The sequence below is a fragment of the Agarivorans litoreus genome, from assembly GCF_019649015.1.
Lineage (GTDB): Bacteria > Pseudomonadota > Gammaproteobacteria > Enterobacterales > Celerinatantimonadaceae > Agarivorans > Agarivorans litoreus.
On sequence record NZ_BLPI01000001.1, the window covers coordinates 1452096 to 1478917 of the forward strand.

Below are 26822 nucleotides of genomic sequence, written 5' to 3' on the forward strand. Positions count from 1 at the left end.
TTAGGGCCCAATGATTAACCACTTAATCTAGCGGTATCACTTTGCCCACATAGGGTAGATTGCGGTAGTACTGGTCAAAATCAAGGCCATAGCCAATCACAAATTCATCAGGAATAGTAAACCCAGCCCAATCAACAGGTACTTCAACTTCTCGGCGTGAAGGCTTATCTAGCAAAGTACAAATAGATACACTGTTTGGCTCACGCAAGGACAGCATTTCTCTCACTTTACTTAAGGTATTACCGGTATCGATGATATCTTCAACGATGATCACATCACAGCCTTTAATATCGTCATCCAAATCTTTTAATACACGAACATCTCTGGTACTTACCATGCTACTGCCGTAGCTTGATACTGTCATGAAATCGAGCGTTAAGTTACGATCAATTTTACGCGCTAAATCAGACAGAAAAATACAAGATCCACGTAATAAGCCAACCAGTACCAATTTACGGTCAGATGAGAACTTTTGTTCAATCTCCTTACCAATTTCTGCTACTCGTTGAGCAATTTCCTGCTCGCTGATCATTTCTTCTACGCGATGTTTCATAATGTCGACCTATCAATTGGCTGAGTATCTCAGCAAAAACTTATCTAGCATGAATGAAAAAAGAAAAACAAATATACGAATTATCAATAAATTAACAAACAAATTATTAGTTGTTTATATCAATAGCTATTAATTAGCTTGTAAATACACTATGATTTAATTGAAAGGCATTCGCATGTCGTCGGTTCTTTTTCACTGAACGACACATTTTAGATGATTTTTATCTGAAATGGTAAACAAGAAATGCCTCATAAAAAATAATAATTGAAATAACAAACGCGAGAACAAACTATGCAATCTAGCACCTTAAGACGCCGTACCCGGCTGTCACCAGAAGTTCGCCGTAAACAGCTCATGCAATGCGCTGTTGAAATTTTTGCCCGTCGTGGTATTGGTCGTGCAGGTCACGCCGAAATCGCTGAACTAGCAAACGTATCGGTAGCAACTGTTTTCAACTACTTTAATACCCGTGAAGACCTAGTGGATGCTGTTCTATCTGAGGTAGAACAAACTATGTTAGGTTTGGTTGAGCAAACTTACCCAACTGATGAAAATGCGATTACTGCTATCCAGCATCATTTGTCAGCTTTGGTAGAACTGGCTTACAGCAACTCAGATGTGACTCACATTTGGCTGGAGTGGAGCTCTTCAGTGCGTGAAGACGTATGGCCACGTTTTAGCGCTGTAATGGCTAAAATCAACCAACAAATTGGCGAGAGCATTCAATCGGGCTTCGATAGCAAAGAAATCAGTAGCGCGCTAAATGCTTTACAAGCTGCTCAAGCGATTAATGCAGGATTGTACCTAGCAGTACAAATGATTAATCGACCAGACAGCCCAGAGCGCCAAGAAGTTGTAGATTTCTTGAATGACTTTGTATTGTCACTACTGCGCCCACCGGGTAAGTAAGTAGCAAGGGCCCTAAGGGCCCTTTTTTAATGCTTGATTAACGCACTAAGCTTAGTGTGTATACCTTCAAACCCGCCATTGCTCATTACCAAAATCTGATCACCTTCGGCCATCATTGCAGCTACCTGCTCAACTATCTCGGCAATACTGCTAGCGACCTTGGCCTGCTTAAGCTTGGCTGCTGTATTTGCAATGTATTGATTGCTTTGATCTGGCTGATATAAAAATACCACGTCGGCCACTTGTAAACTCTCGGCTAAACGCTCTTGATGCACGCCCATTTTCATGGTGTTAGAGCGTGCCTCCAAAATCGCAATAATTCGCTGCTTTCCTACTTGGGCGCGTAAACCTGCTAACGTGCTACTAATTGCACTTGGATGATGGGCAAAGTCATCAAACAAACGAATACCATTTCGCTCAGCTAACAATTCGAGGCGTCGTTTAGGTGGTAAGAATTTTTGTAAGCTATCAATAGCAAGGCTAGGCAAAACCCCAACATGACGGGCTGCGGCAATTGCCATTAAGGCATTCTCAGCATTGTGCTGACCAATTAAATCCCAACTTAAAATACCTTGGGATTGACCATTTAATACTATATCCAGCTCGCTATAATCACTTTTGTTAGCGTGCCACTGCCACGCTTCACCATCTCCAGTTTGCTCTAGATCAGACCAACATCCTTGCTTAATAACCTGCTGAATTGCTTCATTATTTTTTGGTGCAACAACTCTGCCAGAAGCTGGAACTATTCTCATTAAGTGATGAAACTGTTTTTGAATTGCTGCCAGGTCGTCAAATATGTCTGCATGGTCAAACTCTAAATTGTTTAACACCAAAGTACGCGGTTGGTAATGAACAAATTTGGAGCGTTTATCAAAAAATGCGCTGTCATACTCGTCTGCTTCCACCACAAAAAATGGCGTATCACCTAATCGAGCAGACCCTGAAAAGTTACGAGGAACACCGCCGATAAGGTAACCGGGAGCCATATCGTTATCTTCCAAAATCCACGCTAGCATACTTGCTGTAGTCGTTTTACCGTGCGTGCCTGCCACCGCCAAGACCCACTTTTCGGGTAAAATATACTGTTTAAGCCACTCTGGACCGGAGCAATATTTGAGGCCTTTGTCTAAAACATATTCAACACAAGGGTTGCCCCGACTCATGGCATTACCTACTACCACTAGGTCAGGAGCAGGCTCTAATTGGGCAGGATCATAGCCCTGAATAAGCTCTATACCTAAGGACTCCAATTGCGTGCTCATGGGTGGATATACGTTTAAATCACTGCCCGTTACACGCATTCCAGACTCACGTGCAAGCATCGCCAAACCACCCATAAAGGTGCCACAAATACCTAAAATATGAATATGCATAAATACAATATGTTTGAAAGCAAAAAACCAGCGCCTAGAATAGCACTTAACGCCACAAATTATTGAAGCTAATGTGTATTTCTGCGGGTTGTTTCTGGATCAGGAATTTGGATATATAACTGCTGTTGCTGGTAACGATATGGTCGATACCAATTTAAACCACATTGATAGTCGCCGGTTGCGTTAAAAACACAACCAATGGGAAGCTCTTTTAACCACTGCAGCTGAGCTTGATTGCGTAGCTGCTCCTGCCATAAATGTTGCTCTAGCAACTCTTTTTGTAGCTCAAAGGCATCGACCTTATCTGGGTCTGAGCTTTTTTGCACAATGATAGGACCAGCAGTAGCAGAAAAAGCCAGCAGAAACATAGTAATAAAAGCGTAATTCAGTCGACGCATCATGAGTTTATCATCTACAATCTAAAGTCTTTAAAGTTTAGGTGATTACTCATGATTAAATACGCTGTTATCGCATTTTTTACAATTTTTTTGATGGCTTGTAGCCAAACTCAAGAGCCTTTGCTCAAAATAGATGGTAGCTGTGAAGAGCCTCGCCCAGAAATTTGTACTATGGAATATGATCCTGTTTGCGGCGAAGTAAATGGTGAATTAAAAGAATACGGTAATGCTTGTTCTGCCTGTGGCGATCCGGAGATAAATACTTATCAAAAAGGCGCTTGCCCAAAATAACAAATAAGTAACAAAATTTAGCAAACTCGCCAATCAGTGCTATTTACTTAAGGTATAACTAATTAGCACTGAGAGGCGATTATGAGTCGAACTGCTGCACTAGGCTTACTTTGTTTAAGTAGCTTACTCTTTAGTAATCAGTCTCTTAGCATGGCTGCCAATGAACAATTTGGTGACAAGACATTTTATGGCGAATGGAAATGGTCTGATACCCAAGGTCAATATCAGCAGCTAAAACTGCAATTTTCTGAAGATTTAATTCATCAGTCTGAAGTAGAAACCTTTCGGTTAAGCTACAGCCTAACTTACCCATCGCAGGCAATTAGCGCTTATTTAAGCCCACGCTTAGAACATGCTGTTGCAATGATTAACCAGTATGTCAACAACCCCGAAACCCGTTTAGATGACATTCTTCAAGCACTGCGGAGTGACAGCGACAGCCCCTCTTCAAAAATGCTGTGGGATGCCTATGAACAATATACTCACGATGCATTTCGTCACCTAGGGTTGCTGCCTTGCTTACATCCGCAAGGGGCACAGTACCCATGTGTTCGGCCAAACTACTCGCAGTTATTTTACCAAAACCGTGACCGCGTGAATCCAATTGTTGAACACTTCACTCAACAGGGAGATTTGAATAGATCACTCGCTGAGGCTCAAGCTTGGTTACTTACAATTCCCAGCAAACAAGAGAACAATTATAGTTTTACTTCTCCGGTAGATGTACTAAAAGATAACCGAGCCGATAGCGATGAGCGCGCCTTATTGCTCGCGCTAGTATTAAGTGAACTGGCACCCAACTACCCTTTGTATATGGTATATCCAGCAAACAGCGTTGGAAGTGCCTCACCCGCTTGGTTAACCATTGATGCCAGCAGCGGCATTGAAGGGCCAACAATCATTATTGGAGATAATGCTCATACCCTAGTTTCAGGTTCGCCGGAACTAATAAAAGAGATGTTGCTCGCAGAAGTACAATTGATTAGTGATGCCCTCTATTGAGATTTGTTGTTTTTTTGTTATAAATGTTTCACACAGGTCTGACCTGAGCAATTCAGCCAAGCATAAAGGATTACAACGTGAAGCATCTATTACTACTTTTAAGCCTACTGCCAGCATGGGCGATGGCACTTAACGTAAGTACTGGCAGCAACCTACCTAGTATTGTTATTGATGATGCAGGGGAACTGCAGCTTGCTGGTGACGATATCAGTTATAGCGCTTGGAGCACCCAACAACTCAGCGGCAAAGTTATGCTTATTCAAGCAATGGCCGGACGAACTAGCGCTAAAGAACTCAACGCACCAATGATTGAAGCGGTAAAGCAAGCCAAATTTGGCGATGATGTTTACCAAACTATAACCATAGTAAACCTAGATGACGCCATCTTTGGTACTTCAGGTTTTGTAAAAGGGAAGTTAAAGAAAAACAAAAAATCCTTTCCAAAAGCGAGCTTCGTACTAGATAAAAAAGGAGAGCTGTTTGAGCTGTGGCAGCTAAAAGAAAAATCTTCGGCCATTATTCTACTTGATGCCAGCGGCACCGTTTTGTTTGCTAAGGATGGCGAGCTAAATCAACAAGAAATCGATCAGGTGATTGGTTTAATTGAGGCAAATATCTAACCTAAGCAACAGTCAAGAGTTGATAGGCGTAAACTTAATTACGCCTATTCAAACATCGTCATTAACACCAACAAACTAACCACGTAGGCACTCATTAAAACAGTTAGAACTTTATGTCGTTTAGTCCATACGGTAAGGTTTTTTAACACAACTACCTCTCTCATCACCAGTTAACTTAAATTTAACACTTTTAACAATGATTGCAAACTTGCTTTATCGATGAATCCTCAGTAAAAATGAGGCAGCGAGGAGTAATTCATGTCAGATAAGTCGATCATCGAAAACAAAAACAGCCAAGTTGAGAATAGTAAACTGCAATTAGCCAAAATAGCTAAGCAACGCGGTTTAGATGCTTTGTTACACAAAGAGAAAGCAGCGTCTACTTGGTCGCAACGAGCCCAAGCTAGGGTTATCGTTGAGCTAGCCAGTCAGCAAAAAAACTTAGAAAGTATCTTTTACTTTGCTGCGCAAAAAACTAGCGAACAAGACGTTGGGAGTGAGCCCGACGCCGATTGGATGACCGAGTTTTTACAACTAGCGAGCAATACTCAAGTTAAGTCGATGCAAATGCTATGGGCCGACATTCTTAGCCAAGAGCTTGCGACTCCAGGTAGCTTTTCAGTAAAGGCTCTACGCACCCTCAAACTAATGACTCAGCGCGAGGCGATGTGGTTTCAAACCGCCTGTGAATTAAGCTCTAGTGTTGGTGGAGAAACTAACAATAAGATCTTAACGGGCGTGGCAAGGCCAGCCAGTAACTTGGGGTTGGTAAGAGCGAAATTAGACAAAATTAGCTTAGGGCAACATCGCATGCCTTATCACCATGTTTTGCAGTTAACTGATTTAGGGCTAATTTTCGATAAAGAACTCGAGATCCGCCCTTCATCACATCACGACACGCCGTTGATACATGGACAAGCACATTATGCCTTAAAGCCTCGCTATAAAGGCGCTAGGCTGTTGTACCATCGCTTCACTCCCATTGGTGATGAGCTAGCTAAGCTGATTACCACTCAGCCTATCGCTTCTTATCAAGAGCATTTAGAACAACTGTTACATAACTATTTTGAGCTTCACTAAGCATTAGAACAAGAAACGCGGCTAAAGCCGCGTTTCTTGTTTTAACTCTGACAAATTTAAATACCGCTGCCAGCAACTTCTTCGTGTAAACCACATTCTCGCTTCAAGCCGAAGAAGCGAGTATCTTCTTCACTCATCCCAGCTTGCAAGGGTTGTGAGGTTTGCACATCCCCAACCGACACATAGCCTTGTTCCCACAAAGGGTGATAAGGCAAGTTGTGATCTTTTAAGTAATAGTGCACATCTTTATTACTCCAATCGATAATGGGTAATATTTTGAAAGCGCCATTTTGAATTTGCAGCACAGGTAAGTCTGAACGAGAAGAGGATTGACTGCGACGCAAACCAGAGAACCAGCTCTTAACTTCCAGCTCTTTAAAAGCGCGCTGCATAGGCTCAACTTTATTCAAGGTGTTGTATTGCTTTAAGCCTTCAACGCCTTGCTCCCAAAGCTTACCAAAACGCGCTTCTTGCCATGCGTTAGACTGCTTCGACTGATATACCTGCAAGTTTAGACTTAAGCGTTCAGTTAGCTCATCAATAAAGCGGTATGTTTCAGGAAACAAGTAGCCTGTATCGGTAAGTATCACCGGAATATCGGGCTTAATTTGCGTCAACAGGTGCAAACTCACTGCTGCTTGAATGCCAAAGCTAGAGGTTAATACCACCTGCTGGGGCAAGTTCTCTAGGGCCCAAGCCGCACGCTGTTGTGCACTCATGCCTTCAAGTTCTTTATTTACTTCAGATAACTCAGCAACACGAGCCTCAACAGGGAGTGCAGCCAGTTGCTCCAAATCTAAGTTAGTCATGAAAATCCCTAACGCTTACTTTTACTTCAGCGACAATTCCAGCACGAATTACAAAGTCACCAAAAGCTTCATCTTGCTCACGTTCTTTAGCCCAGCGAGCAATTAAGCCGTCTAATTCAGACAAGATTTCTTGCTCACCAATGCCCTCTAAATAGAGTTTTGGAATACGTGTTCCGCTTTGGTTACCACCTAGATATAAGTTGTACTTACCTGGTCCTTTGCCCACCAAGCCTGCTTCGGCAAGCATTGCGCGGCCACAACCGTTAGGACAGCCAGTTACTCGCAAAATGATGTGCTCATCATTCATTGCGTGCTTGGTTAGTAATTGCTCTACATCGTCAACCAAACCAGGCAAGTAACGCTCGGCTTCAGCCATGGCTAATGGGCACGTTGGGAACGCAACACAAGCCATAGAATTTAGACGCTGCGAACTATGGCTGTCATCAATTAAGCCATGTTCACGTGCAAGCTTTTCTATTTTAGTTTTGTCTTTAGCCGCTACACCCGCAATAACTAAGTTTTGGTTAGCGGTCATGCGGAAATCACCTTTGTGAATTTCAGCAATTTTGGCAACGCCAGTTTTCAAGGCCTTTTCTGGGTAATCTAACAAACGACCGTTTTCAATAAATACGGTTAAGTGGTACTTACCATCAATCCCTTCAACCCAACCAATACGGTCTCCGCGAGAGGTAAACTCATAAGGACGACTTGCTTCGAAGTTAATGCCAGCGCGCTTTTCAACTTCTTGCTTAAAGGTATCGCTACCCACACGGTCGAGCGTGTATTTGGTTTTAGCATTTTTACGATTAACTCGGTTACCCCAGTCGCGCTGCGTAGTTACCACTGCCGCAGCCACATCTAAGGTTTTATCAAGAGGAATAAAACCAAAGTCATCGGCGCGACGTGGATAAGTAGACTTATCACCGTGAGTCATCGCTAGGCCGCCGCCCACCAAAACGTTAAAACCTACTAACTTGCCGTTATCAGCAATCGCAACAAAGTTAAGATCGTTAGCGTGCACGTCAATGTCATTATGCGGAGGAATTACTACCGTGGTTTTAAACTTACGCGGTAAGTAATTAGAGCCTAAAATTGGCTCTTCTTCGCCACCTTCAACCTTCTCACCATCTAGCCAAATCTCGGCGTAGGCGCGAGTTTTAGGTAATAGATGTTCACTGATTTTAGTGGCCCACTCATAGGCTTCTTGGTGCAGTTCAGATTCAACCGGGTTACTGGTACACAATACGTTTCGGTTAACATCACCGGCAGTTGCAATAGAGTCAATGCCAATACTGTTAAGTGTTTGGTGCATTAATTTAATGTTTGGCTTTAACACGCCGTGAAACTGAAATGTTTGACGCGTGGTTAAACGAATACTGCCATACATAGTGTGGTCGGTAGCAAACTTATCAATGGCCAACCACTGCTTAGGCTGAATAATCCCGCCTGGCATACGCGCACGTAACATTACATTGTGCAGCGGCTCTAGCTTTTGCTTGGTTCGCTCGGCACGAATATCACGGTCATCTTGCTGGTACATACCGTGGAAACGAATTAACTGAAAGTTATCTGCTGTAAATCCACCAGTGATACGGTCACTTAGGTCAGCTTCAATAGTGCCACGCAGGAAGTTACTTTCTCGCTTTAGGCGCTCATTATCTGACAACTTGCCTTCAACAATTAGATCCGAACTCATTAGTAAACATCCTTCTGGTAACGCTTAGCGCTGCGTAACTGTTTTAAATACTCTTCTGCTTGCTCAGGGCTTTGTTTGCCTTGCTCAGCAATAATATCGATAAGGGCTTGGTGAACATCTTTCGCCATGCGGTTCGCGTCACCACAAATGTATAGGTGAGCGCCTTCTTCTAGCCATTGGAAAACTTCTTCAGCATTTTCTCTTAGGCGATCTTGCACATAGATTTTTTCAGCTTGGTCACGCGAGAATGCAACATCTAACTTAGTAAGTAAACCCGACTTCAAGTAGCCTTGCCATTCGGTTTGATATAAGAAGTCTTGAGTAAAGGTTTGATCACCAAAGAATAACCAGTTTTTGCCACTCGCATCGCTAGCATCACGCTGTTGCATAAATGCGCGGAACGGCGCTATGCCCGTACCTGGGCCAACCATAATCACTGGCGTATCAGGGTTGCTTGGCAAGCGGAAGTTGTCGTTATGCTCAACAAATACTTTAACTTGTGCGCCTTCTTTGGCACGAGCACCTAAGAAACCAGAAGCACCACCCAAGCGCTGTTCATCACCTTGTTGGTAGCTAACTACACCAACCGTTAAGTGAACCTCTTCTTCCACCTCTGCTTGCGCAGAGGCAATAGAGTAAAGTCGCGGAGTAATTTTACGCAAAGCATCAACAAAATCTTGGGCAGCCACTTTGGCTTTTTTCTCTAGCAATACATCAATCACTTGGTGATTAGCGGCGTACTCTCGAAGCTTGTCTTTATCGGCAACCACAGTTTGTAGCTTTTTACTGCCAGACCAATTAGCCCAAGCTTCAACAAACGCGCCGCTGGTTTGAGTAATTTCTAGCTTTTCAGTTAGTGCATCGGCCAAGCTGAATTCTTGCTCGTCAATACTAACTGTTTGGTCTTCTTCTAGACCTAAGCGCGCGATAATTTTAGCCACTAATTCGCGGTCATTTTCAAACCATACACCTAGGGCATCGCCAGCTTGGTATTGAATGCCTGAATCAGCTAAATCGATTTCAACATGGCGAACATCTTTCGCTGAATCACGACCAGTAATCTTCTGGCTTAAGCTCAGCTCAGCAGCATAAGGGTTCTTTTTGTTGTACTGGCTAGCTGCTGGAGCGTTTACCGGCAAATTAACCACTGAGCCAGTCGCTTCTGCGCTTAAGGTTTGCTTAACTTCGGCTAATGCTTGCTCAGTCCAGCTTGCAGCGTCTTTGTCGTAATCAACATCACAATCAACACGCTCACATACACGCTCTGCGCCTAAAGCCGCTAAGCGCTCATCAAAATCTTTACCAGTTTGGCAGAAAAATTCGTAACTTGAATCGCCTAAAGCCAATACGCTGTATTTCAAGTTATCAAGCTTAGGGGCTTTTTTAGAGGCTAAAAACTCGTGAAACTCGATAGCATCATCGGGCGGCTCGCCTTCACCATTAGTACTGGCAACAATCAACAGATGGGTTTCATTCTTCAAGCTTTTCGCTTTGTAATCAGCCACATTAATAACTTCGGCATTAATGTCTTGAGCTTGAGCAGCAGCATGCAACTCTTCGGCAACACCTTTGGCATTTCCTGTTTGAGAAGCATAAAGAATAGTTAGTTTGCCTGCAGGTTGTGCTTGCGCAAGCGGTGCCAGTTGACCCGCGTTTTGTCCTACGCCCGCCAGGTAACCACTTACCCAGGCGAGTTGAGTTACCGACAGCTCAGCCGTAGCCTGTTGCAGCAGGCTAACCTGTTGCTCAGACAGTGGACTAGCCAATGACGAAAGTTCCTTTAACAGCATTTTATCGCACCCTAGATTCACAATTGCAACTAGTCTACCCAAGCACGACCTAAGACAATAAAGAATAAAACGGGATTTTTTATAACCGTAGGTAATATATGGTCACTTAGCAGCGAGCAATCCGTTTACAATTTGCACTATGTGACTGAACAACCAGCAATATCGACAATTGTTATATAAGCTTATTTTATTCCCTTGGTTAATTGGTTCGCGATGGAACAGCGTTCAAAAAACAACATTCCCTTAAGGCAAAAGCTGCTGCTAGTGTTAGCTTGGTTGCTGCTGTCATTGCTGGCGGGTGTCACGGCACAATACCAAGCTAAGCAGCAACAGCAAAGCCAACTACTCGAAGAAAGCCAACGTTTGCAACGGAGTATCCAGCACGAGCTGGATAGATTTCGCAACTTCCCCAAAGTGCTGGCGATTCAGCAGCAACTGTCCGAACCACTTAGTCTTAATGTGACCAGCCAGCGTCGCCAAGCACTTAACCGCTATCTGCAACATGTAAACGAACTACAAGGCAGTGATGTTACCTACTTACTCGACCCTAGCGGCACAACCATAGCATCTAGTAATTGGCAAAGTGCACGTTCGTTTGTTGGTAGTAACTATAGCTATCGCCCCTATTTTCAAACCGCTATCTTAGGTAAATACGGCCAATACTTTGCCTTGGGCTCTCGCTCAGGCATTCGCGGCTATTACTTTTCTGCGCCAATAAAAATACAACAGCGGGTAGTTGGAGTAATAGTGGTAAAAGTCGCGCTTAACATTATTGATAAGAGCTGGCGAGACCCTAACTTTGAATACCTACTCACCGACAAACATGGTGTGGTTTTTTACGCCTCACAAGCTCACTGGCTTTACCGCAGCATTAAAGCCTTGCCAGAATCGTTACGTCAGCAGCTAATTAACTCCCGCCAATATGGCGAACACCAGCTAAAAAATATGGCGCAAGACTTACGCCCCAACAGTATTAATTTACCCAATTATGGCGGCCAGCGAGTAGACTACATTAGCACCAACCGAGTATTACCCACTGCAGGTTGGCGTTTATATGCCTTATCGAAAGACAATGGGTATATAGACGATATCGCTGAGGCGCTATTTTTAAGTTCGCTATTCTACCTTGGCTTGGTTTTGCTTTATTTATATTGGCGGCAGCTACAGCTAAGCCGTGTAATGCAAGCCCAGGCTAATCATCAATTAGAAGAAAGAGTTACCCAACGCACCGCCGAGCTTACTCAAAGCAATCAACAACTACAGCAAGCTATTGATGACTATCGCCGCACCGCTAACACCCTTAAAAAAACTGAAGACGAGCTAGTGCAAGCCGCTAAACTTGCCACCCTAGGCGAGCTCTCTGCGGGGATTAATCACGAGCTAAACCAACCGTTAACGGCCATGCAAAGCTATGCCGAAAACGCCCTGCGCTTTCAACAAAAGCAACAGCATGAACAAGTGACTCACAATCTACAAGACATTATTAAACTCACCTCAATGATGAGTAAAATGATTGCTAAGTTTAAAATTTTCTCGAGGAAGTCCAGCGGACAAACCAGTGCGGTATCTAGCGCAGTTTCTATTAATGCTGCCCTATCCATTCTCGCCAACCGAATTGTCGCCAATAACATTAAAATTGAATTTAGCGGCCAAGATGAGCAATGGGTAAAAGCCGACGCCATTCAACTAGAGCAAGTACTGATAAACCTTATTAACAATGCCATTGACGCCTTAGAAGGTATTCAATCTCCCCTACTAGGCATTAGACAATATCAGCAAGACAACTGGCAGTGCATTGCTATTTGGGATAACGGACCAATGTTGAGTGAGGAACAACAGCAACGCATATTTGAGCCCTTTTTCACAACCAAAAAACAAGGCTTGGGTTTAGGCATGGCAATATCTAAACGTTTAATCGAGTCTTTCGAAGGCGAACTGAGCGTGAGTAACTTAGCGAATATTGGCCCTGAGTTTGTTATTCGTTTACGCACTCACACCCCACCCGCCAATAGTTAACACCAGAGGTAACTGTGTATACACCGGTAATAATCATTGATGACGACCCCGATATTTTGCGCTCTCTGGGGCAAACGTTAGAGTTAGAAGACTACCAATGCCTGCGCTTTGAAAATGCCGAACAGGCTTTACGGCAAATTAAACCTACCTGGCCAGGCGTAATCATTTCAGACATTAATATGCCAGGTTTAAGCGGCTTAGAGATGATGCAACAAGCCCATCAAATTGATGCCGATTTACCGATTATTCTACTCACCGGCCACGGTGATATATCTATGGCAATTAAGGCAATTCGCGATGGTGCTTATGATTTTCTAGAAAAGCCCTTCTCCACCAGCCATTTGCTCGATGTGCTTCAGCGAGCGCTAGAAAAACGCCGACTCACCTTAGAGAACCGCGAGTTAAAAGCTGAGTTGGATGCTCAAAGTGGGCCAGGGCCGCGGATACTAGGCTCTACGCCCGCAATCACCCGCATGCGCAAAATTCTTAGCCATATTAAAGATACCCCCGCAGATGTATTAATTCATGGTGAAACTGGCACCGGTAAAGAACTGGTTGCACGCTTTTTACATGACCATAGCGTGCGCGCCAAACAGCCTTTTGTGGCAATCAACTGTGGCGCAGTGCCAGAAACAATGATTGAGAGCGAGTTATTTGGCCACGAAGCGGGTGCATTTACTGGAGCACAAAAAAAACGCATTGGCAAAATTGCCTTTGCCAATCACGGCACCCTATTTCTCGACGAGATAGAGAGCATGCCAATGGCGCTACAGATTAAGCTGCTAAGGGTGCTGGAAGAGCGCAGCGTAGAGCCATTAGGCAGCAACCAAGCCACCACACTTAATATTCGCGTTATTGCCGCCACCAAAAGTGATTTAAAAGGTCTGGGCGAGCAAGGTGAGTTTCGTAGCGATTTGTACTATCGCTTAAACGTTGTTGAGGTGCACATACCGGCTTTGCGAGAACGCGCTGAAGACATTCCATTACTATTAGAAAACTTTCTGCGGGTAGCTGCGGCTCGCTATCAGTTAAATAGTCCCGAAGTCTCGCCGTCACGTTTAGCCGAATTAGTTAATCATGACTGGCCCGGCAATGTTCGCGAGCTGCGTAATCTAGCTGAGCGTTGGGTATTGATGGGCGAAGATGCGGCATTTAGCGAGAGTCAAAACCACCAGCAGTCACTGAGTTTGATGGAACAGCTTTATCGTTTTGAACGCACCTTGCTGCAAGATGCACTGCAGCGCCATAAAGGCCATTTAAAGACCGTGCAGGAAGAGTTACAAATCGGCCGTAAAACCCTTTACGAAAAGATGAAAAAGTATCAATTGGACAAGGGAGACTACAAAGAAGTCGAACCCGAGTAATGGGGTGAAACCGACCCATTATCTATTATTAGATGGGGGCGAATCCCCCCATAACTTTAGCTGAAGATAGATTTAGCGATTAAGAAAAAATCAACTAACCCCATTAATTCAATCACTTAGAGTTATCCTGAAAACTTGGCTTACTGCTTGCTCTAAGGTGTAGCGTTGTAAACAACCAACCCTACACAAGGAAGAATAAAATGAAGCTATTAGCAAGTACGCTCACCGCTTTAAGCATTGCATTTGCCAGCGCTGTAAATGCCGCCCCCATCGAGCTGAAATTCTCACATGTTGTTGCAGAAAATACTCCTAAAGGCCAAATGGCTTTAAAATTTAAAGAACTCGTCGACCAACGCTTACCCGGAAAAGTAGAAGTTAAGGTTTATCCAAATTCTCAGCTATACGGAGACGGCAAAGAGCTAGAGGCCCTGCTACTGGGCGATGTTGAGCTGATCTCACCTTCGCTATCTAAATTCAAAAAATACACTAAAAAACTACAAGTATTCGACCTTCCTTTCCTTTTCCAAGATATGGCGGCTGTTGAGCGCTTCCAAGCCAGTAGTGCCGGACAAGAGTTGCTGTCTTCACTGGAAAGTAAAGGCTTAGTAGGGCTAGGGTACTTACACAACGGCATGAAACAGCTATCGGCTAACGAGCCGCTTTACACCCCTGCCGATGCAAAAGGCAAAAAGTTTCGCATTATGTCTTCCGATGTATTAGCCGCTCAGTTTGAAGCCGTTGATGCTGTGCCGCTTAAAAAGCCCTTTTCAGAGGTTTTTACCCTACTACAAACCCGAGCCATTGATGGCCAAGAAAATACCTGGTCCAACATTTATTCCAAAAAATTCTTTGAAGTACAAGCCAGTATTACCGAGTCAAACCACGGTGTATTGGACTACTTAATTGTTACTTCAGCCGAATTTTGGCATGAGCTACCCGACGACATACGCAGTGAGTTAAAGGCGGCTCTAGACGAAGCAGTTGCACACGGTAATCAAATAGCGGCGCAAAAAGCCGAGAAAGACAAGGCCAACATCATGGCTTCAAACCGTTCAGAAATCATTTCTCTAAGCCCAGAGCAACGTCAGCAATGGGTAGAAGCAATGAAACCGGTTTGGCAACAATTCGAAAGTGAAATAGGCAAAAACATTATTGATGCTGCAGTAGCTGCTAACCAATAAGTGAACAAGCGCAGAGTCCCCTCGCTCTGCGCTAATTCATTGACTTACGCTCTTGGATAAGGACATCACATGAAGTTTGTTGCTGGGTTCCGCCGCTTTGAAGAAAACTTCATCGCATTATTGTTAGTTACCATGACGCTACTGGTATTTGTAGAAGTGATCATGCGTTTTGTATTCAACGCCGGCATTCATTGGGTACAAGAAGTCACCTTGTATTGCTCAGCATGGTTAGTGCTACTAGGCGCGAGCTGGGGTGTAAGAGAAGGCGCTCATATTGGCGTAGATGCCTTTGTAAAGCTGTTACCACGTAACCAACGTAAGTGGCTTACCTTAATAGCGCTAAGCCTATGTTTGTTTTATTGCAGCCTATTTATGTATGGCTCTTGGGTTTACCTAAGCAAGCTAGCGCGTATTGGTATTGAGATGGAAGACCTCCCCATAGAAAAGTGGAAAACCATGAGTGTGTTGTTCATTGGCTTCGTACTGTTGGTCATTCGCTTCCTAGAAGTGGGCTGGAAAGTATTAACCAACCAGCAAGACGGTTTTCACCTGGCCGATGAAGCCAAAGAAAGCATGCAACTCGCCGACGAACTAAAAAAACAATAAGCACTTGCGGCAAAGGAACTGACCATGACAACTTTTACTCTGTTTATTCTACTGTTTGTATGCATGATTATTGGCATGCCTATCGCCATCGCGCTTGGCTTTGCTAGCATGACAACCATTCTATTATTTTCTAACGACTCTTTAGCCTCGGTAGCATTAAAGCTATTTGAAGCCACCTCTGAACACTACACATTGTTAGCCATTCCTTTCTTCATTTTATCATCAGCCTTTTTGTCCACAGGCGGTGTGGCGCGCAGGCTAATTAATTTTGCCATGGATAGTGTGGGGCATATTCGCGGTGGCCTAGCTATGGCCTCGGTATTGGCTTGTATGTTATTTGCGGCAGTATCAGGCTCTAGCCCAGCTACCGTTGCAGCCATTGGCTCTATTGTCATTGCTGGCATGGTACGCTCTGGTTACCCAGAATCGCTGGCGGCAGGGGTTATCGCCAATGCTGGTACGCTTGGCATTTTGATCCCACCTTCGATTGTGATGCTAGTTTATGCCGCCGCTACCGAAGTATCGGCTTCGCGGATGTTTATGGCAGGGTTTATTCCTGGGATCATGATGGGCACCATTTTGATGATTGCCATTTATATCGTTGCGCGAATAAAAAATTTACCTGCTCAAGCCTATCCGGGTTGCAAAAAATGGGCGATTTCGGCACTTAAAGCGACTGGTGGCTTGATGCTGATTGTGATTGTTCTTGGTTCAATTTATGGCGGCGTAGCTAGCCCAACCGAGGCCGCATCAGTAGCAGCAATTTATGCCTTTTTAGTTTCGGTTTATGGCTATCGAGATATTGGCCCTATTAAACACCAAGCTTGGCAGAACGAAGGCGAAAGCATAGGTGCCGCCGTTGCCCGTAATTTAATGCTATTCCCGGTTAGCATCTTTAAGTCTGTTAGTGATCCGGAAGTGCGCCAAGTGCTTAAAGATGCGGCAAAGGTGAGCATTATGCTGTTATTCATTATTGCTAACGCAATGTTGTTTGCGCATGTATTAACCACCGAACGCATCCCTCACATGATTGCCGAATCCATTGTGGCCTATGGCCTTCAGCCTTGGGCATTTTTGATAGTAGTGAATATCTTGTTGTTGATTGCCGGTAACTTTATGGAGCCTTCAGCCATTTTGCTAATCATGGCGCCCATCTTGTTCCCTATTGCGACACAACTGGGTATCGATCCCATTCATCTTGGGATCATTATGGTAGTGAACATGGAAATCGGCATGCTTACACCACCGGTTGGTTTAAACCTCTTTGTGACAGCGGGGATAACAGGAAGGAGCATGGGATGGGTGATTAAGGCATGCTTACCTTGGTTAAGCTTATTGCTATTCTTCCTGATCTTAATTACTTACATACCGCAAATCTCGTTATTTTTGCCGGAGTACTTCGACCGACTAAATGGCTATTAATCTTCCCTCAAAATAACAAAAAGGCCTGCAAAATCTAGCAGGCCTTTTTAGTTGTTTATGCTTTTTCCATGCGCCGCTGACGACGGCGCAAAGCATCATTAAATCGCCTTTTGGCAACTTCTGTGCTTGGTTCTAGCGGGGGAACTTCTGCTGAGTTACCTTGCTCATCAACCGCTACCATCGTGAAAAAACAAGAATGGGTATGGCGTACAGTTTGCTCTTTAAGGTTTTTGGCAACCACTTTAATGCCAATTTCCATGGAAGTTCGGCCGGTGTAATTAACCGAAGCTAAAAACGTAACAAACTCACCAATCTCTACCGGGTTTTTGAACAACACTTGGTCTACCGATAGCGTTACTGCGTAGTTCCCACAATATTGAATAGCTGTGGTGTAGGCCACTTCATCCAATTTTTTTAGCATGGCTCCACCATGCATCTTACCCGAGAAGTTGGCCATCTCTGGGGTGACCAATATATTCATTTCTGTTTGTGACTTATCCATGTGGGGCCTAATTTAGTAACTACAACAAGCGACTTTTGCGGCCTTCGCCGCTTTACAAATAAACTGGCTTAATCAGTTTTCAAACCATATTTATCAAGCAAAGAGTACAAGGTTGGTCGAGTAACGCCAAGCAGACCAGCGGTATTAGAGATATTGCCATTACTTAGCGCCAGTGCTTTGTTAATTGCCTGCTTTTCTGCCGCTTCACGCACATGGCGAAGGTTTAGCGCCAGTTTAACTTGCTCCTCATCGCCAATCGGCAAGGCCAAATCATCTGCGGTAATCTGTTTATTGTCGGCCATAATAACTGCCGACTTCACCTTATTTTGCAGCTCGCGAATATTGCCAGGCCAGCGGTGATTGCTTAGCGCAGTAATAGCGTCATCACTAAAGTTATTAATATTACGCTGCATTTGCTTATTATAGTTTTGTAAGAAAGCACGAGCTAATAAAATCACATCTTCACCGCGATCACGAAGCGGCGGGATATTAATGGTGATCTCACTGATTCGGTAAAATAAATCTTCACGAAACTCTTTTTGCTCAACCATGTTTTGCAAGTTTTGGTGGGTTGCACAAACAATTTTCACGTCAACGGGGATTTCTTTACGCCCACCAACTCGCTCAACCACTTTTTCTTGCAGGAAGCGAAGAATCTTAGCTTGTAACGGATACGGCATATCGCCGATTTCATCTAAGAATAAGGTACCGCCATTAGCGCACTCAATCTTACCTTCGGTGGTTTTATGCGCCCCAGTAAATGCGCCTTTTTCAAAGCCAAATAGCTCGCTTTCAAGCAAGTTTTCTGGGATGGAGGCACAGTTAATGGCAATAAAGGGTTTATCTTTACGCGGGCTTTGTTGGTGAATAGCACGAGCTAATACTTCTTTACCGGTGCCACTTTCACCTAACAATAAAGTGGTTACCTCAGTAGGGGCAATACGCTCCACCATGCGGCAGACTTTCTGCACTTGTGGTGAGTTGCCTAAAAAGCCGTTGTTATCTAATGAGGCGCCCTTCAGAGTTTCATTTTCGAGCTCTATATTAGCAACCCAGAAGGCTCTAGCGATAATCACCGACATAGTGTCATCATCAATCGGTTTTTGATAAAAGTCATGTGCCCCCATGGCGATAGCGCTTAGGGCGTTTTCTTTATCTTCATTACCGGTAATAACAATAACTTTCAGCTTTGGGTTTAACTCCAGCATTTCTTTTAGCGTTGCCAAGCCCTCACTGGCATTAGCCTCATCTGGCGGTAAACCCAAATCTAAAGTCACCACTTTAGGCTCATAACGACGCAGAGCAGTGATGGCTTCCTTTCTATCACCAGCAATAATGACTTCGTAGTCACTAAAGCTCCACTTTAACTGTTTTTGAATACCAGGGTCGTCTTCAACAACCAGTAACGTTTCCATGTTATTTCTTCCATCAGCTTTGCTGGCGCATAAAGCCAGCTAAATTTTGTGAATGGGCAAGTACAGCTTAAATAAGCTCCCCTCGCCAACATTACTCGTAACTTGTATATGCCCACCAAGTTCTTCAACAAATCGCTTCGCGTCATAGGCGCCTACACCCATGCCTGCATTGCCCTTGGTCGTATCAAACGGCTTAAATAAGCGTGTATCAATAAATTCTACGCTCATTCCTTCGCCGTTGTCTTGTATTTCTATTAAACACTCAGCGGCTTGTTTGCTTACTTTTATACTTACCAAACCCTCTTCAGGAGTAGCATCTTGAGCGTTTTGTACGAGATGAGAAAGTACGTTTATAAATCGCTCTTGATCGCCCACTAATTCAAAATTATCTGGCAATGTAAATATCAACAAAGGAACGGGTTTATTAATGGCACGGGATTGTTGAACCTGTTCAAGCGCTGCCTTTAAGCTGAAAGGTGCCACTACTGTATCAACGCGTTGCTTTTTGCTTAAGTGCGCAACCACCTTAGCCAAACGATTTGCTGCAGAATCTACCGTTTCAAAAGCGTCATCAATAAACTCTGGGTTATGTTTATGCTTAACCGCATTTTTCGACATCAGCTGCAGCTGTGCCAAAACATTTTTAAGGTCATGCACCAGATAAGCAGACATGCGATTAAAGGTATCAAACTGTTGGCTTTCAGCCAACGCAAGGTTAGAGCGGTGCAAATTAAGAAATACTGCCAGTTGACGGCTAATCGCTCGCATTAAATCACGGTCTTCCCAATTTACACTATGTATAGCAGTAGGCGCTGATAGCAAAATCACTCCTTTAAAGCCAGCACTGGTACTCATTGGGATGATGTAGCAGAATTTGCTAATTTGCTGCAGCATGTTAGTTGAAACTTTAAACGGCACCACACTGATATCTTCTTTCAACTCTTCAATATCGACAATCCATTGGTGCTCAATGGCTTGCCCAGCCACATGGTCTAAACATAACAGAGCCTGAGAGTCATCGTCTCGAATGTTATAGGTAGCTTTAACCACATACCGGCCGTTTTCTACGATGGCCAAGCCAGCATACTGACAATCGAAGGGCTGGTTAATTGCCTTAAGAGCAATACTATAGGGAGAGGCTCCGTCTTCCTCAAGCACAGCAGCAAACTTCATCCACTCTTCACGGTATTCATATTTATTGGCAAAGAAGTGTTTGGTGATTTGCACTTTTAAACGCTTGCGTAAGCGTTCAGATAAAAACAAGCTGACTAAAATTAATGCACTTAAGGCAAAGAAGCCATTTTGCGCCATGCTGCCCCAGTCACCACCAGCATACTTTATGTAATAACCAACTAAAGCCATTACCAGTAAATAGCCACCGGCCACTAGCAACAGAGTACTGTGGTAAATGACATCACGCGACACATAGATTTTGGTCGACCAACGCTTGATCCTGCGCGCACTTAATAACACCAGCGGCGCAGCTAAAATCGCCACAAAACCACGTAGGCTCCAAAAATCAAAAGAGATCCCTGAAGTAATTAAGGCATTGGCATATAGCGCAAAGTCGAAGGCGAACATGCCGCCCAAACCAAGGCACATAGGTTTAATAGTGGGGCGAGCACTAACATCAATGCGTCGATATAGCTGCTCAATTAACCACAGGCCAATAACGGTTTGTGATAGCTGCGTTACCAACCAAAACTGGTTCAACTGAAGACCTACCAAAGCAGTGCATACTTGGAGACATGCGATAAATATCAGGCCCAGTAGCAAGCCTTTTTTACGCCAAGGGCCGCGAACAAAATTACTAAGCTCGAAACGTGGCGCGATGGTGGCATAAAGCAATAAGAACCACAGTGCATTACGAAGGCTTTCGATACCAAACAAATAGCCAAGAGGCAGGGCTATCCACATTTGAGCAACCCCAGCGCTAGCCCAAAGCAGCGTAAAAAACACCACCAAGCTCAATGCTTGCCGTTGGAAGCCGCTTTGTTTAGTGGTGAGCAACAGTAAACTGAATAGCAGGTACACCACCGCTGCAATGCTGTAGCCTAATAAACCAACAATAATACTCAAACGTGACCTTCCATTTCCAAGCTAGGCTTTGTGACAGCGGGTAATGAGAAATACTTAGCTATTTTCGCTTAACTCGACGATTTCTTTGCGCTTCTTCTCAATCATTTTATCTAGATAGCGAATGATCTTAATTTTTCGCAACACGACTTCTTCTAAATAGCTAGACACATCAAGTAGTTTTGCTTTTAACTGACTATCACTTATTACAGAGTGGCCAGAGGCTACATTGTCAGTGCCATACTCATATTGACGCCCCAACACCGCATCAATATCCGATACACCTTGCTGCTCTGGCGTACCTTGTAAAGAACCAGAAAGCTCACCGCCCATCTCTTCAATAACTGCAGCTACGTCAGCTTGGCTAATCGCGTGTAAGTCTTCCAAAAACGCATATAAAAACAGTCGGTCAGCAAAGATATTAATCTTTCGCGGAATGCCTTTAGTAAAGTCAGCAATTTGCTGGAAAATGTCATCATCTAACTTAGGATTTTCATTCCAACCAACCTGCTTGAGGCGATGCAATATATAACCTTGAGTTTGCTCTGCATCCAGTGGTTTTAAATGACAAGAAGCGATAATTCGTTGCCTAAACTGCTCCATTTCTGGCAGTTCAATAATCGGCTTTAGCTCTTCCTGCCCGAGTAAGAAACTTTGAAAAAGCGGTTTGTCGTTGAGTTGAAAGTTAGACAGCATTCGCAGTTCTTCAACGGTTTCTGCAGGCAAATTCTGTGCTTCATCTACTACTAATAAGGCGCGTTTGCCTTGCTTATTCAAAGTAAGTAAATATTGTTCAAATCGCTTTAGAATATCGGCCTTGTTCAAGCCTTCGACATCGATACTAAACTGGGCTGCAACTAAGCGAACTAGTTCATCGGGGTTAAGTTTAGTTGTAGCAATTTGAGCTGCCACAATTGAATCGTCCACCGAGGCTAATAAGCTTCTGGCGATGGTAGTTTTTCCGGTACCAATTGGCCCCGTTACAACGATGAAGCCTTCACCTTGAGATAAGCCATAACGCAGATAAGACACCGCGCGATCATGATGAGGGCTAGCAAAAAAAAACTTAGGGTCGGGGCTAAGCTTAAATGGTTTATCACTTAAGCCAAAAAATGATTCATACATACTTAAAACTGCTTAGTCGCGTTAATCGATACTCGGTTTTCGTCATAGGTTCTGCCCACTATATTTGAGCTACGGTGAGTATATTGGTAGCGATAAGTGAGGAAGAACCCTTCGATGAGGTCTTGATTTAGTGACAGATCATAGCGACTGTACTTATCCACTTGGTCGACGCCATTGAGGCGATCAAATGTGTAGTGGTCGTAATCAAAGCTAAAGGCAATAACCAACTTACGGCTTAACTTATGGTCCAAACTAACTCCACCACCATAAGTGACGTCTTTCACAAAATCCGTCACTTCACGCAGCCCCTCTCGGGTTTGATGGCGTACTTCAAAATCAAATCCTGAACGACGCAAATCTAAACCAGTGTTCCATCTAAAGGTTTTATCCAGCTTTTGTTCTTCTACAGTATCACCTTCCACAAAGAAACGTCGGTCAAAACTGCTAGGTTCTTCAACGTAACTTATATCCGTGCTAATGCGTCGCTTCTTATGGAAAAAGGTAAACTCATAGGCATCACCATAAAAGCGCTTACTATATTCAAAAAATAGCTTAGTGCGGCGATTCGGTTCAAGGTTTACCGCAGCACCGACATAGTCATCGTTCTTATCTTTATCCAAAGAGAAATTATAGCTGAGTTCGAAATAGCTTAAACGGGATCGAAAGTAACGAACTGCAGGCCCCCAACTCTCCGACTCCCCCACCTTATCTGAAGAACTGACACCTTGAAAATAGCTCTCTGCATAGTAGTGAATAAAAGGGCTAAACCCGGCACGCTGTTGTAAACCAAACTCACCTTTGTATTTGATGTTTTCAGTTTCAGAAGAGTTACCGCGTGCTTCGCGGCGAATATAACTAGAGTCAATTAACCAAAATACTGAATTTACTTTTTGGCCATTTTTAAACAGCAATGAAGCGTCATAATCGTTGTTATTACCGCGGTCATCTTCATAACGATACAAACTACTGGCAACTCGAGCGTTTAAGTCTACCCATTTACGGGGGTTTGATTGATAGTTTAAACCAAGGCCTAACTCGCTGCCTTGAATCAAGTCTCCAGAAATTACATCGGTAATAGCATTGCTGCTCACCTCTGCCGGCAGAATATCAACAGATGCTACAGCATCGACACTAAAGCCAGATTTTCCAAGGTTTTTGTCTCCAGTAAAATCTAGCTCGTGGTAAAGCTTATTTTTTTCGGAATCGTAAGAGTGATAGGTTTGCCTTGCTTGATAATCGAGAGATAGTTGACCATCTTTACCAATAACTTCAGAGACAAGTCCAGCAGACAAAATACCAATTTCACCAGACTCTGGAGACTCTTCAGTCAGACCAGCATTATCGGTATAAACAAACTCTGCGCCGATTTCTGGACGAAACTCTATCTCAGCGGCATTTACCGAGTTAGATAACCCAACAGCAATAGCAAGCGCAACAACTCGACTAGGCGCTGCGTTCTTCCTCATATCCATAGCCATATCCGTAGCCATATCCGTAAGTCCCTGTTTTGCCGTGCACTGCTTTATTTAATACATACCCGATCGCCAGCTCATCACTAAATTGCGACACCGCTGATCTAACCGCAGCGAGTTTGGTACCATCCTGTTCAACCACCACCACCGCTTGCCCGATAAAATTAGACAATACCACGGTCTCATTCACTCCCAATATTGGAGGGCTATCAAACAACACCACTCGATCGGAGTAACGGCTATTTAGCTCTTCAGTGAGAGCGCGCATTTTATCACTGGCCAACAGCTCATTACTCAAGTGATGTGGCATGCCTGCTGGCATAATTCGTAGGTTTGGAATATTGGTGTGATAGATAACATCAGCAACATCATCGGTTTCACCCAGTAAGTACTCCATTAAGCCCATATGTTGGCCAATACCCAAGGTTTTGCTAACGGTTGGCTTTAACACATCGGAGTCGATTAGCAATACGGTCTTATCTTTCTCTAGCGCTAAACTTAATGCCAGGTTAATCGAAGTGAACGTTTTACCTTCACCTGGATTGGCACTAGTCACCATAATTAAGTTACTTTTGTTTTGCGCTATTAAGCCCGGTTCAAACGCATTTTTGATTAGCTTGCGTTTAATGCTTCGGTATTCATCACTGAGCATTCTTGTTTCGCGAGAACGAATATCTGACAACATACCTAAACGATTTAATACTGCGGAATCAATTTGCAGTACCGTTTTTTCACGCTTATTTGGAGAGGCTTCGCTGCTAACATCGGACTTTTTATCCTCTGCTACTTCTGGCTGTTCACTATTTACTTGCTTAGCTTGGGCTTGCTTAGCCAGCTTACCCATTGCTTTTTCTATGGTACTCATAGCAATCCACCTAAACCGGTAATAATTTTACTGTGTAAATTGGGTAATAAATTGATCACCATAAAGCCAACAAAACCACAAAACAGAACTGCATTAGACAGCACAAATACCCGCATCTTACGTTTTTCGACTTTCAACAAGCCGGAGCTTTCGGTAGCAGAAACTACACCTAACACAGGATATCCCGTTTGCTGGTATAACTGTTGAATACTTGAAACTACAGGATTTATTTGGCTAAAGGCTAACGACAAACCCACCCCAACAGCCAGAGCAAAAATTAAGACCCCAGCTATCAACAGTGGTCGCTTAGGACCAGAGGGTTCAAGCGGGACTCTAGGTGCATCAATAACCCTAAACTTAATATCGTCAGTAGTTTTACCAGCACTTTGCGAAATAAGCGCACTTTCTCTGCGCGACAACAAGTCTTCATATTTTGACTTGGTAATTTCATAGTTTCGATTAAGGCCAGTCAATTTTGCTTCTACGTCAGGCACTTGGCGTAGTTGCTCTTCTAAGTTTTCAACTTTCTCTTTATGTCTTTGCTCGCGCACTTTAAGCGAAGCTACATCGTTTTCAATCTGGCTAACGGTAATTTTGAGATCCTGATAGATCACCGACTCGGAAGCGATAGCAGCAGGTGTTTTTGCTGTAACCAGTGCACTATCTTTTTGTTTTTGTAAAGAAGCAAGCTGTCGCTGCACCTCTACCACATCTGGGTGGCGCTCAGTATAACGTAACAACAAATCGTCTAAACGCGTTTGCATTGCCAAAATCCGATCATCAAACTCGGTGCGTACTCGAGCGGTTTGTTGAGAGGCTAATACTTCTTCACTGGCCAATTGCGCTCTGGCTGAAACCAGTTTGGTTTCAGCTTCGCTTAGCTGTAAACGAGTCTCCTCTAACTGCTTTTTAACACTCTCTAGATTGCTATAATAAGTAGACTCTTTACCGGGCAAAAAGGCCGTGTACTCTTGCTTAAAAGACGCTAGACGCTTTTCCGCCTCAATCAAGCGGGTTTCGTATTCTTCTATTTGCTGATTTATAAATGAGTTTGCGGTGTCGGTGTCTTGGCGTTTTTCTCCTAGAGTATTTTCAACAAAGACATCCAAAGCCGCTTGCACAACATCTCGCACATATTGTGGTGAATCTGCTTCAAAACTAATGGTATAAAGATTCTCTCGACGAGTTTTATCAATCTGAATAGTCTCTTTAAGATTATCTAACAACTCATCATATTCAGTGCTGTTGTTCACCCTTACATCAGCATCACTGGCACGGGCAATTTTTTCCAAATTACTGCGGCTAAGTAAGGTTTTTACCATCATAGCCAATTCCTGACTAGGATCAGTTTGAATGGCTAAACCTTTAAGTAGAGGCTGCAATAATGAACGAGTATCTGCGTAAACCCTAGCTTCGGCTGTATATTGATTTGGCATCAATGTCACAGCTATCCAACCAATAGGGCAAATAATCCACAGAGCAATTAGAATATAACGGCGCTTTAACCATACCCCTCGCAAATATTGCAAAAAGTCCTCAATTAAATCTTGCATTTATACGACTACTCCGACTAAAACCATGCTTCTGGGATAATGATAATATCACCAGGAAGAACATCTACATTGGCTTCAATCTCACCGTCTTGAATCAATTTACCGACAAGCACTTTATATGAGCGCTGTTCACCACTAACAACTCTAACTAAGCGAGCGTTATCACCATCGGCATATTCAGTTAAACCACCAACTTGAATCATCACATCTAGCAGTGTCATGTCTTCACGATAGTTTATCGCTTGTGGCTCAAAGGCTTCGCCAATGACTCGAACTTGCTCGCTAAATGGTCCGATGAACCCTTCAACTGTAACCGTCACGATAGGGTCACGAATAAACTCTGATAACTCAGACTCAATAAGGCGAGCCAACTCAGTGGGCGTTTTACCCGATACTTCTAAATCTTCAACCAGTGACGTTGACACCATGCCATCTGGGCGCACAATGAACGTGCCAGATATTTCTGGATTGCGCCATACAAAAATGTTGAGTTCATCTCCTGGGCCAATCAGATATTTGTAATCGGCAGGGTTAGCAGTCAACGACGGATGAACCGACGCACCAGGTAAAGTAGGTAGGTTGTTCGAGCAAGCGGTTAGGAAAAGCCCTATCGCCATAAACGAGAGCAATTTAATTACTACTTGATTGAGTTTTTTCATAGCACTGTCCATTTCGCTGAGAGTCCATCAAAATAACATTGA

General features: G+C 43.7%; 24 protein-coding genes. 10 read left to right on the forward strand and 14 right to left on the reverse strand.

What is annotated here, in order from left to right; all coding sequences use genetic code 11:
- Positions 1-22: 22 nt before the first annotated feature.
- A complete protein-coding gene (hpt, locus tag K5L93_RS06710; protein WP_220719021.1) occupies positions 23-553 on the reverse strand; it encodes a hypoxanthine phosphoribosyltransferase in 531 nt (176 codons plus the stop codon).
- A gap of 291 nt (positions 554-844) precedes the next feature.
- Between hpt and K5L93_RS06715 the strand changes: the two genes are divergently transcribed.
- Positions 845-1462, forward strand: coding sequence for a TetR/AcrR family transcriptional regulator (locus tag K5L93_RS06715; RefSeq protein WP_220719022.1), 618 nt, complete (start codon positions 845-847; stop codon positions 1460-1462).
- A gap of 26 nt (positions 1463-1488) precedes the next feature.
- On the opposite strand, the gene mpl is transcribed toward K5L93_RS06715, so the two are convergent.
- Complete coding sequence (gene mpl / locus K5L93_RS06720; RefSeq protein WP_220719023.1) at positions 1489-2838, reverse strand: UDP-N-acetylmuramate:L-alanyl-gamma-D-glutamyl-meso-diaminopimelate ligase; 1350 nt, start codon at positions 2836-2838, stop codon at positions 1489-1491.
- A 68-nt stretch (positions 2839-2906) separates the two neighbouring features.
- A complete protein-coding gene (locus K5L93_RS06725) occupies positions 2907-3239 on the reverse strand; it encodes a hypothetical protein (protein ID WP_220719024.1) in 333 nt (110 codons plus the stop codon).
- A gap of 48 nt (positions 3240-3287) precedes the next feature.
- Here K5L93_RS06725 and K5L93_RS06730 point away from each other — a divergent pair, with 48 nt between their 5' ends.
- The 4 genes from K5L93_RS06730 (at position 3288) to K5L93_RS06745 (ending at position 6229) form a co-directional block, all read left to right on the forward strand.
- Entirely contained in the window at positions 3288-3527 is a 240-nt protein-coding gene (locus tag K5L93_RS06730) for a Kazal-type serine protease inhibitor family protein (protein ID WP_220719025.1), read from the forward strand.
- An 81-nt stretch (positions 3528-3608) separates the two neighbouring features.
- Positions 3609-4529, forward strand: a complete 921-nt coding sequence (locus K5L93_RS06735) for a hypothetical protein (protein WP_220719026.1) — start codon at positions 3609-3611, stop codon at positions 4527-4529.
- Positions 4530-4606: 77 nt separating this feature from the next.
- Complete coding sequence (locus K5L93_RS06740; RefSeq protein ID WP_220719027.1) at positions 4607-5149, forward strand: YtfJ family protein; 543 nt, start codon at positions 4607-4609, stop codon at positions 5147-5149.
- Between the two features lie 258 nt (positions 5150-5407).
- A complete protein-coding gene (locus K5L93_RS06745; RefSeq protein WP_220719028.1) occupies positions 5408-6229 on the forward strand; it encodes a TIGR03899 family protein in 822 nt (273 codons plus the stop codon).
- Between the two features lie 56 nt (positions 6230-6285).
- Here the strand turns inward: K5L93_RS06745 and K5L93_RS06750 are convergent, their stop codons facing one another.
- From K5L93_RS06750 to K5L93_RS06760, 3 genes are read right to left on the reverse strand one after another with little or no spacing between them, the layout of a single operon-like run.
- On the reverse strand, positions 6286-7038 hold the full coding sequence (locus K5L93_RS06750; protein ID WP_220719029.1) for a phosphoadenylyl-sulfate reductase: 753 nt from the start codon (positions 7036-7038) through the stop codon (positions 6286-6288).
- Entirely contained in the window at positions 7031-8734 is a 1704-nt protein-coding gene (gene cysI / locus K5L93_RS06755; RefSeq protein ID WP_220719030.1) for an assimilatory sulfite reductase (NADPH) hemoprotein subunit, read from the reverse strand. The genes K5L93_RS06750 and cysI overlap by 8 nt, the downstream gene beginning before the upstream one ends.
- Positions 8734-10524, reverse strand: coding sequence for an assimilatory sulfite reductase (NADPH) flavoprotein subunit (locus K5L93_RS06760; RefSeq protein WP_220719031.1), 1791 nt, complete (start codon positions 10522-10524; stop codon positions 8734-8736). The genes cysI and K5L93_RS06760 overlap by 1 nt, the downstream gene beginning before the upstream one ends.
- A 213-nt stretch (positions 10525-10737) precedes the next feature.
- Between K5L93_RS06760 and K5L93_RS06765 the strand changes: the two genes are divergently transcribed.
- From K5L93_RS06765 to K5L93_RS06785, 5 genes are all read left to right on the forward strand, one after another.
- A complete protein-coding gene (locus K5L93_RS06765; RefSeq protein ID WP_220719032.1) occupies positions 10738-12540 on the forward strand; it encodes a sensor histidine kinase in 1803 nt (600 codons plus the stop codon).
- A 14-nt stretch (positions 12541-12554) separates the two neighbouring features.
- Positions 12555-13904 carry a sigma-54-dependent transcriptional regulator gene (locus tag K5L93_RS06770; RefSeq protein ID WP_220719033.1) on the forward strand — a complete coding sequence of 450 codons (1350 nt, stop codon included), beginning with the start codon at positions 12555-12557 and terminating at the stop codon, positions 13902-13904.
- 200 nt (positions 13905-14104) lie between these two features.
- Positions 14105-15085: a TRAP transporter substrate-binding protein gene (locus tag K5L93_RS06775; protein WP_016403561.1), complete on the forward strand. Its 981-nt coding sequence runs from the start codon at positions 14105-14107 to the stop codon at positions 15083-15085.
- A 69-nt stretch (positions 15086-15154) separates the two neighbouring features.
- The gene (locus K5L93_RS06780) at positions 15155-15691 is read left to right on the forward strand and encodes a TRAP transporter small permease (protein WP_220719034.1); all 537 of its coding nucleotides are present in this window, start codon (positions 15155-15157) and stop codon (positions 15689-15691) included.
- Between the two features lie 24 nt (positions 15692-15715).
- Complete coding sequence (locus tag K5L93_RS06785; protein ID WP_220719035.1) at positions 15716-17113, forward strand: TRAP transporter large permease; 1398 nt, start codon at positions 15716-15718, stop codon at positions 17111-17113.
- Between the two features lie 55 nt (positions 17114-17168).
- Here the strand turns inward: K5L93_RS06785 and K5L93_RS06790 are convergent, their stop codons facing one another.
- The 8 genes from K5L93_RS06790 to K5L93_RS06825 form a co-directional block, all read right to left on the reverse strand.
- Positions 17169-17615: an acyl-CoA thioesterase gene (locus K5L93_RS06790; protein WP_152785912.1), complete on the reverse strand. Its 447-nt coding sequence runs from the start codon at positions 17613-17615 to the stop codon at positions 17169-17171.
- A gap of 68 nt (positions 17616-17683) precedes the next feature.
- Positions 17684-19030, reverse strand: a complete 1347-nt coding sequence (prsR, locus tag K5L93_RS06795; protein WP_220719036.1) for a PEP-CTERM-box response regulator transcription factor — start codon at positions 19028-19030, stop codon at positions 17684-17686.
- A gap of 39 nt (positions 19031-19069) precedes the next feature.
- Positions 19070-21109 (reverse strand): XrtA/PEP-CTERM system histidine kinase PrsK, encoded by a 2040-nt coding sequence (prsK, locus tag K5L93_RS06800; RefSeq protein ID WP_220719037.1) that lies wholly within the window; start codon positions 21107-21109, stop codon positions 19070-19072.
- A gap of 54 nt (positions 21110-21163) precedes the next feature.
- A complete protein-coding gene (locus K5L93_RS06805) occupies positions 21164-22231 on the reverse strand; it encodes an XrtA/PEP-CTERM system-associated ATPase (protein WP_220719038.1) in 1068 nt (355 codons plus the stop codon).
- A 2-nt stretch (positions 22232-22233) separates the two neighbouring features.
- Positions 22234-23721 carry a TIGR03016 family PEP-CTERM system-associated outer membrane protein gene (locus K5L93_RS06810; RefSeq protein ID WP_220719039.1) on the reverse strand — a complete coding sequence of 496 codons (1488 nt, stop codon included), beginning with the start codon at positions 23719-23721 and terminating at the stop codon, positions 22234-22236.
- Positions 23675-24568 carry an XrtA-associated tyrosine autokinase gene (locus tag K5L93_RS06815; protein ID WP_220719040.1) on the reverse strand — a complete coding sequence of 298 codons (894 nt, stop codon included), beginning with the start codon at positions 24566-24568 and terminating at the stop codon, positions 23675-23677. Before K5L93_RS06815 ends, K5L93_RS06810 begins: the two co-directional genes overlap by 47 nt.
- Complete coding sequence (locus K5L93_RS06820) at positions 24565-26121, reverse strand: XrtA system polysaccharide chain length determinant (RefSeq protein ID WP_220719041.1); 1557 nt, start codon at positions 26119-26121, stop codon at positions 24565-24567. The genes K5L93_RS06815 and K5L93_RS06820 overlap by 4 nt, the downstream gene beginning before the upstream one ends.
- A 17-nt stretch (positions 26122-26138) precedes the next feature.
- Positions 26139-26780 carry an XrtA/PEP-CTERM system exopolysaccharide export protein gene (locus tag K5L93_RS06825; protein ID WP_246615009.1) on the reverse strand — a complete coding sequence of 214 codons (642 nt, stop codon included), beginning with the start codon at positions 26778-26780 and terminating at the stop codon, positions 26139-26141.
- Between the last annotated feature and the right edge of the window lie 42 nt (positions 26781-26822).

What these genes read in the sequence shown, in the direction of transcription:
- hpt (WP_220719021.1), bottom strand. Translation starts at nt 553, where the DNA reads ATGAAACATCGCGTAGAAGAAATGATCAGCGAGCAGGAAATTGCTCAA.
- K5L93_RS06715 (WP_220719022.1), top strand. Translation starts at nt 845, where the DNA reads ATGCAATCTAGCACCTTAAGACGCCGTACCCGGCTGTCACCAGAAGTT.
- mpl (WP_220719023.1), bottom strand. Translation starts at nt 2,838, where the DNA reads ATGCATATTCATATTTTAGGTATTTGTGGCACCTTTATGGGTGGTTTG.
- K5L93_RS06725 (WP_220719024.1), bottom strand. Translation starts at nt 3,239, where the DNA reads ATGATGCGTCGACTGAATTACGCTTTTATTACTATGTTTCTGCTGGCT.
- K5L93_RS06730 (WP_220719025.1), top strand. Translation starts at nt 3,288, where the DNA reads ATGATTAAATACGCTGTTATCGCATTTTTTACAATTTTTTTGATGGCT.
- K5L93_RS06735 (WP_220719026.1), top strand. Translation starts at nt 3,609, where the DNA reads ATGAGTCGAACTGCTGCACTAGGCTTACTTTGTTTAAGTAGCTTACTC.
- K5L93_RS06745 (WP_220719028.1), top strand. Translation starts at nt 5,408, where the DNA reads ATGTCAGATAAGTCGATCATCGAAAACAAAAACAGCCAAGTTGAGAAT.
- K5L93_RS06750 (WP_220719029.1), bottom strand. Translation starts at nt 7,038, where the DNA reads ATGACTAACTTAGATTTGGAGCAACTGGCTGCACTCCCTGTTGAGGCT.
- cysI (WP_220719030.1), bottom strand. Translation starts at nt 8,734, where the DNA reads ATGAGTTCGGATCTAATTGTTGAAGGCAAGTTGTCAGATAATGAGCGC.
- K5L93_RS06760 (WP_220719031.1), bottom strand. Translation starts at nt 10,524, where the DNA reads ATGCTGTTAAAGGAACTTTCGTCATTGGCTAGTCCACTGTCTGAGCAA.
- K5L93_RS06765 (WP_220719032.1), top strand. Translation starts at nt 10,738, where the DNA reads ATGGAACAGCGTTCAAAAAACAACATTCCCTTAAGGCAAAAGCTGCTG.
- K5L93_RS06775 (WP_016403561.1), top strand. Translation starts at nt 14,105, where the DNA reads ATGAAGCTATTAGCAAGTACGCTCACCGCTTTAAGCATTGCATTTGCC.
- K5L93_RS06780 (WP_220719034.1), top strand. Translation starts at nt 15,155, where the DNA reads ATGAAGTTTGTTGCTGGGTTCCGCCGCTTTGAAGAAAACTTCATCGCA.
- K5L93_RS06785 (WP_220719035.1), top strand. Translation starts at nt 15,716, where the DNA reads ATGACAACTTTTACTCTGTTTATTCTACTGTTTGTATGCATGATTATT.
- K5L93_RS06790 (WP_152785912.1), bottom strand. Translation starts at nt 17,615, where the DNA reads ATGGATAAGTCACAAACAGAAATGAATATATTGGTCACCCCAGAGATG.
- prsR (WP_220719036.1), bottom strand. Translation starts at nt 19,030, where the DNA reads ATGGAAACGTTACTGGTTGTTGAAGACGACCCTGGTATTCAAAAACAG.
- K5L93_RS06805 (WP_220719038.1), bottom strand. Translation starts at nt 22,231, where the DNA reads ATGTATGAATCATTTTTTGGCTTAAGTGATAAACCATTTAAGCTTAGC.
- K5L93_RS06810 (WP_220719039.1), bottom strand. Translation starts at nt 23,721, where the DNA reads ATGGCTACGGATATGGCTATGGATATGAGGAAGAACGCAGCGCCTAGT.
- K5L93_RS06815 (WP_220719040.1), bottom strand. Translation starts at nt 24,568, where the DNA reads ATGAGTACCATAGAAAAAGCAATGGGTAAGCTGGCTAAGCAAGCCCAA.
- K5L93_RS06820 (WP_220719041.1), bottom strand. Translation starts at nt 26,121, where the DNA reads ATGCAAGATTTAATTGAGGACTTTTTGCAATATTTGCGAGGGGTATGG.
- K5L93_RS06825 (WP_246615009.1), bottom strand. Translation starts at nt 26,780, where the DNA reads ATGAAAAAACTCAATCAAGTAGTAATTAAATTGCTCTCGTTTATGGCG.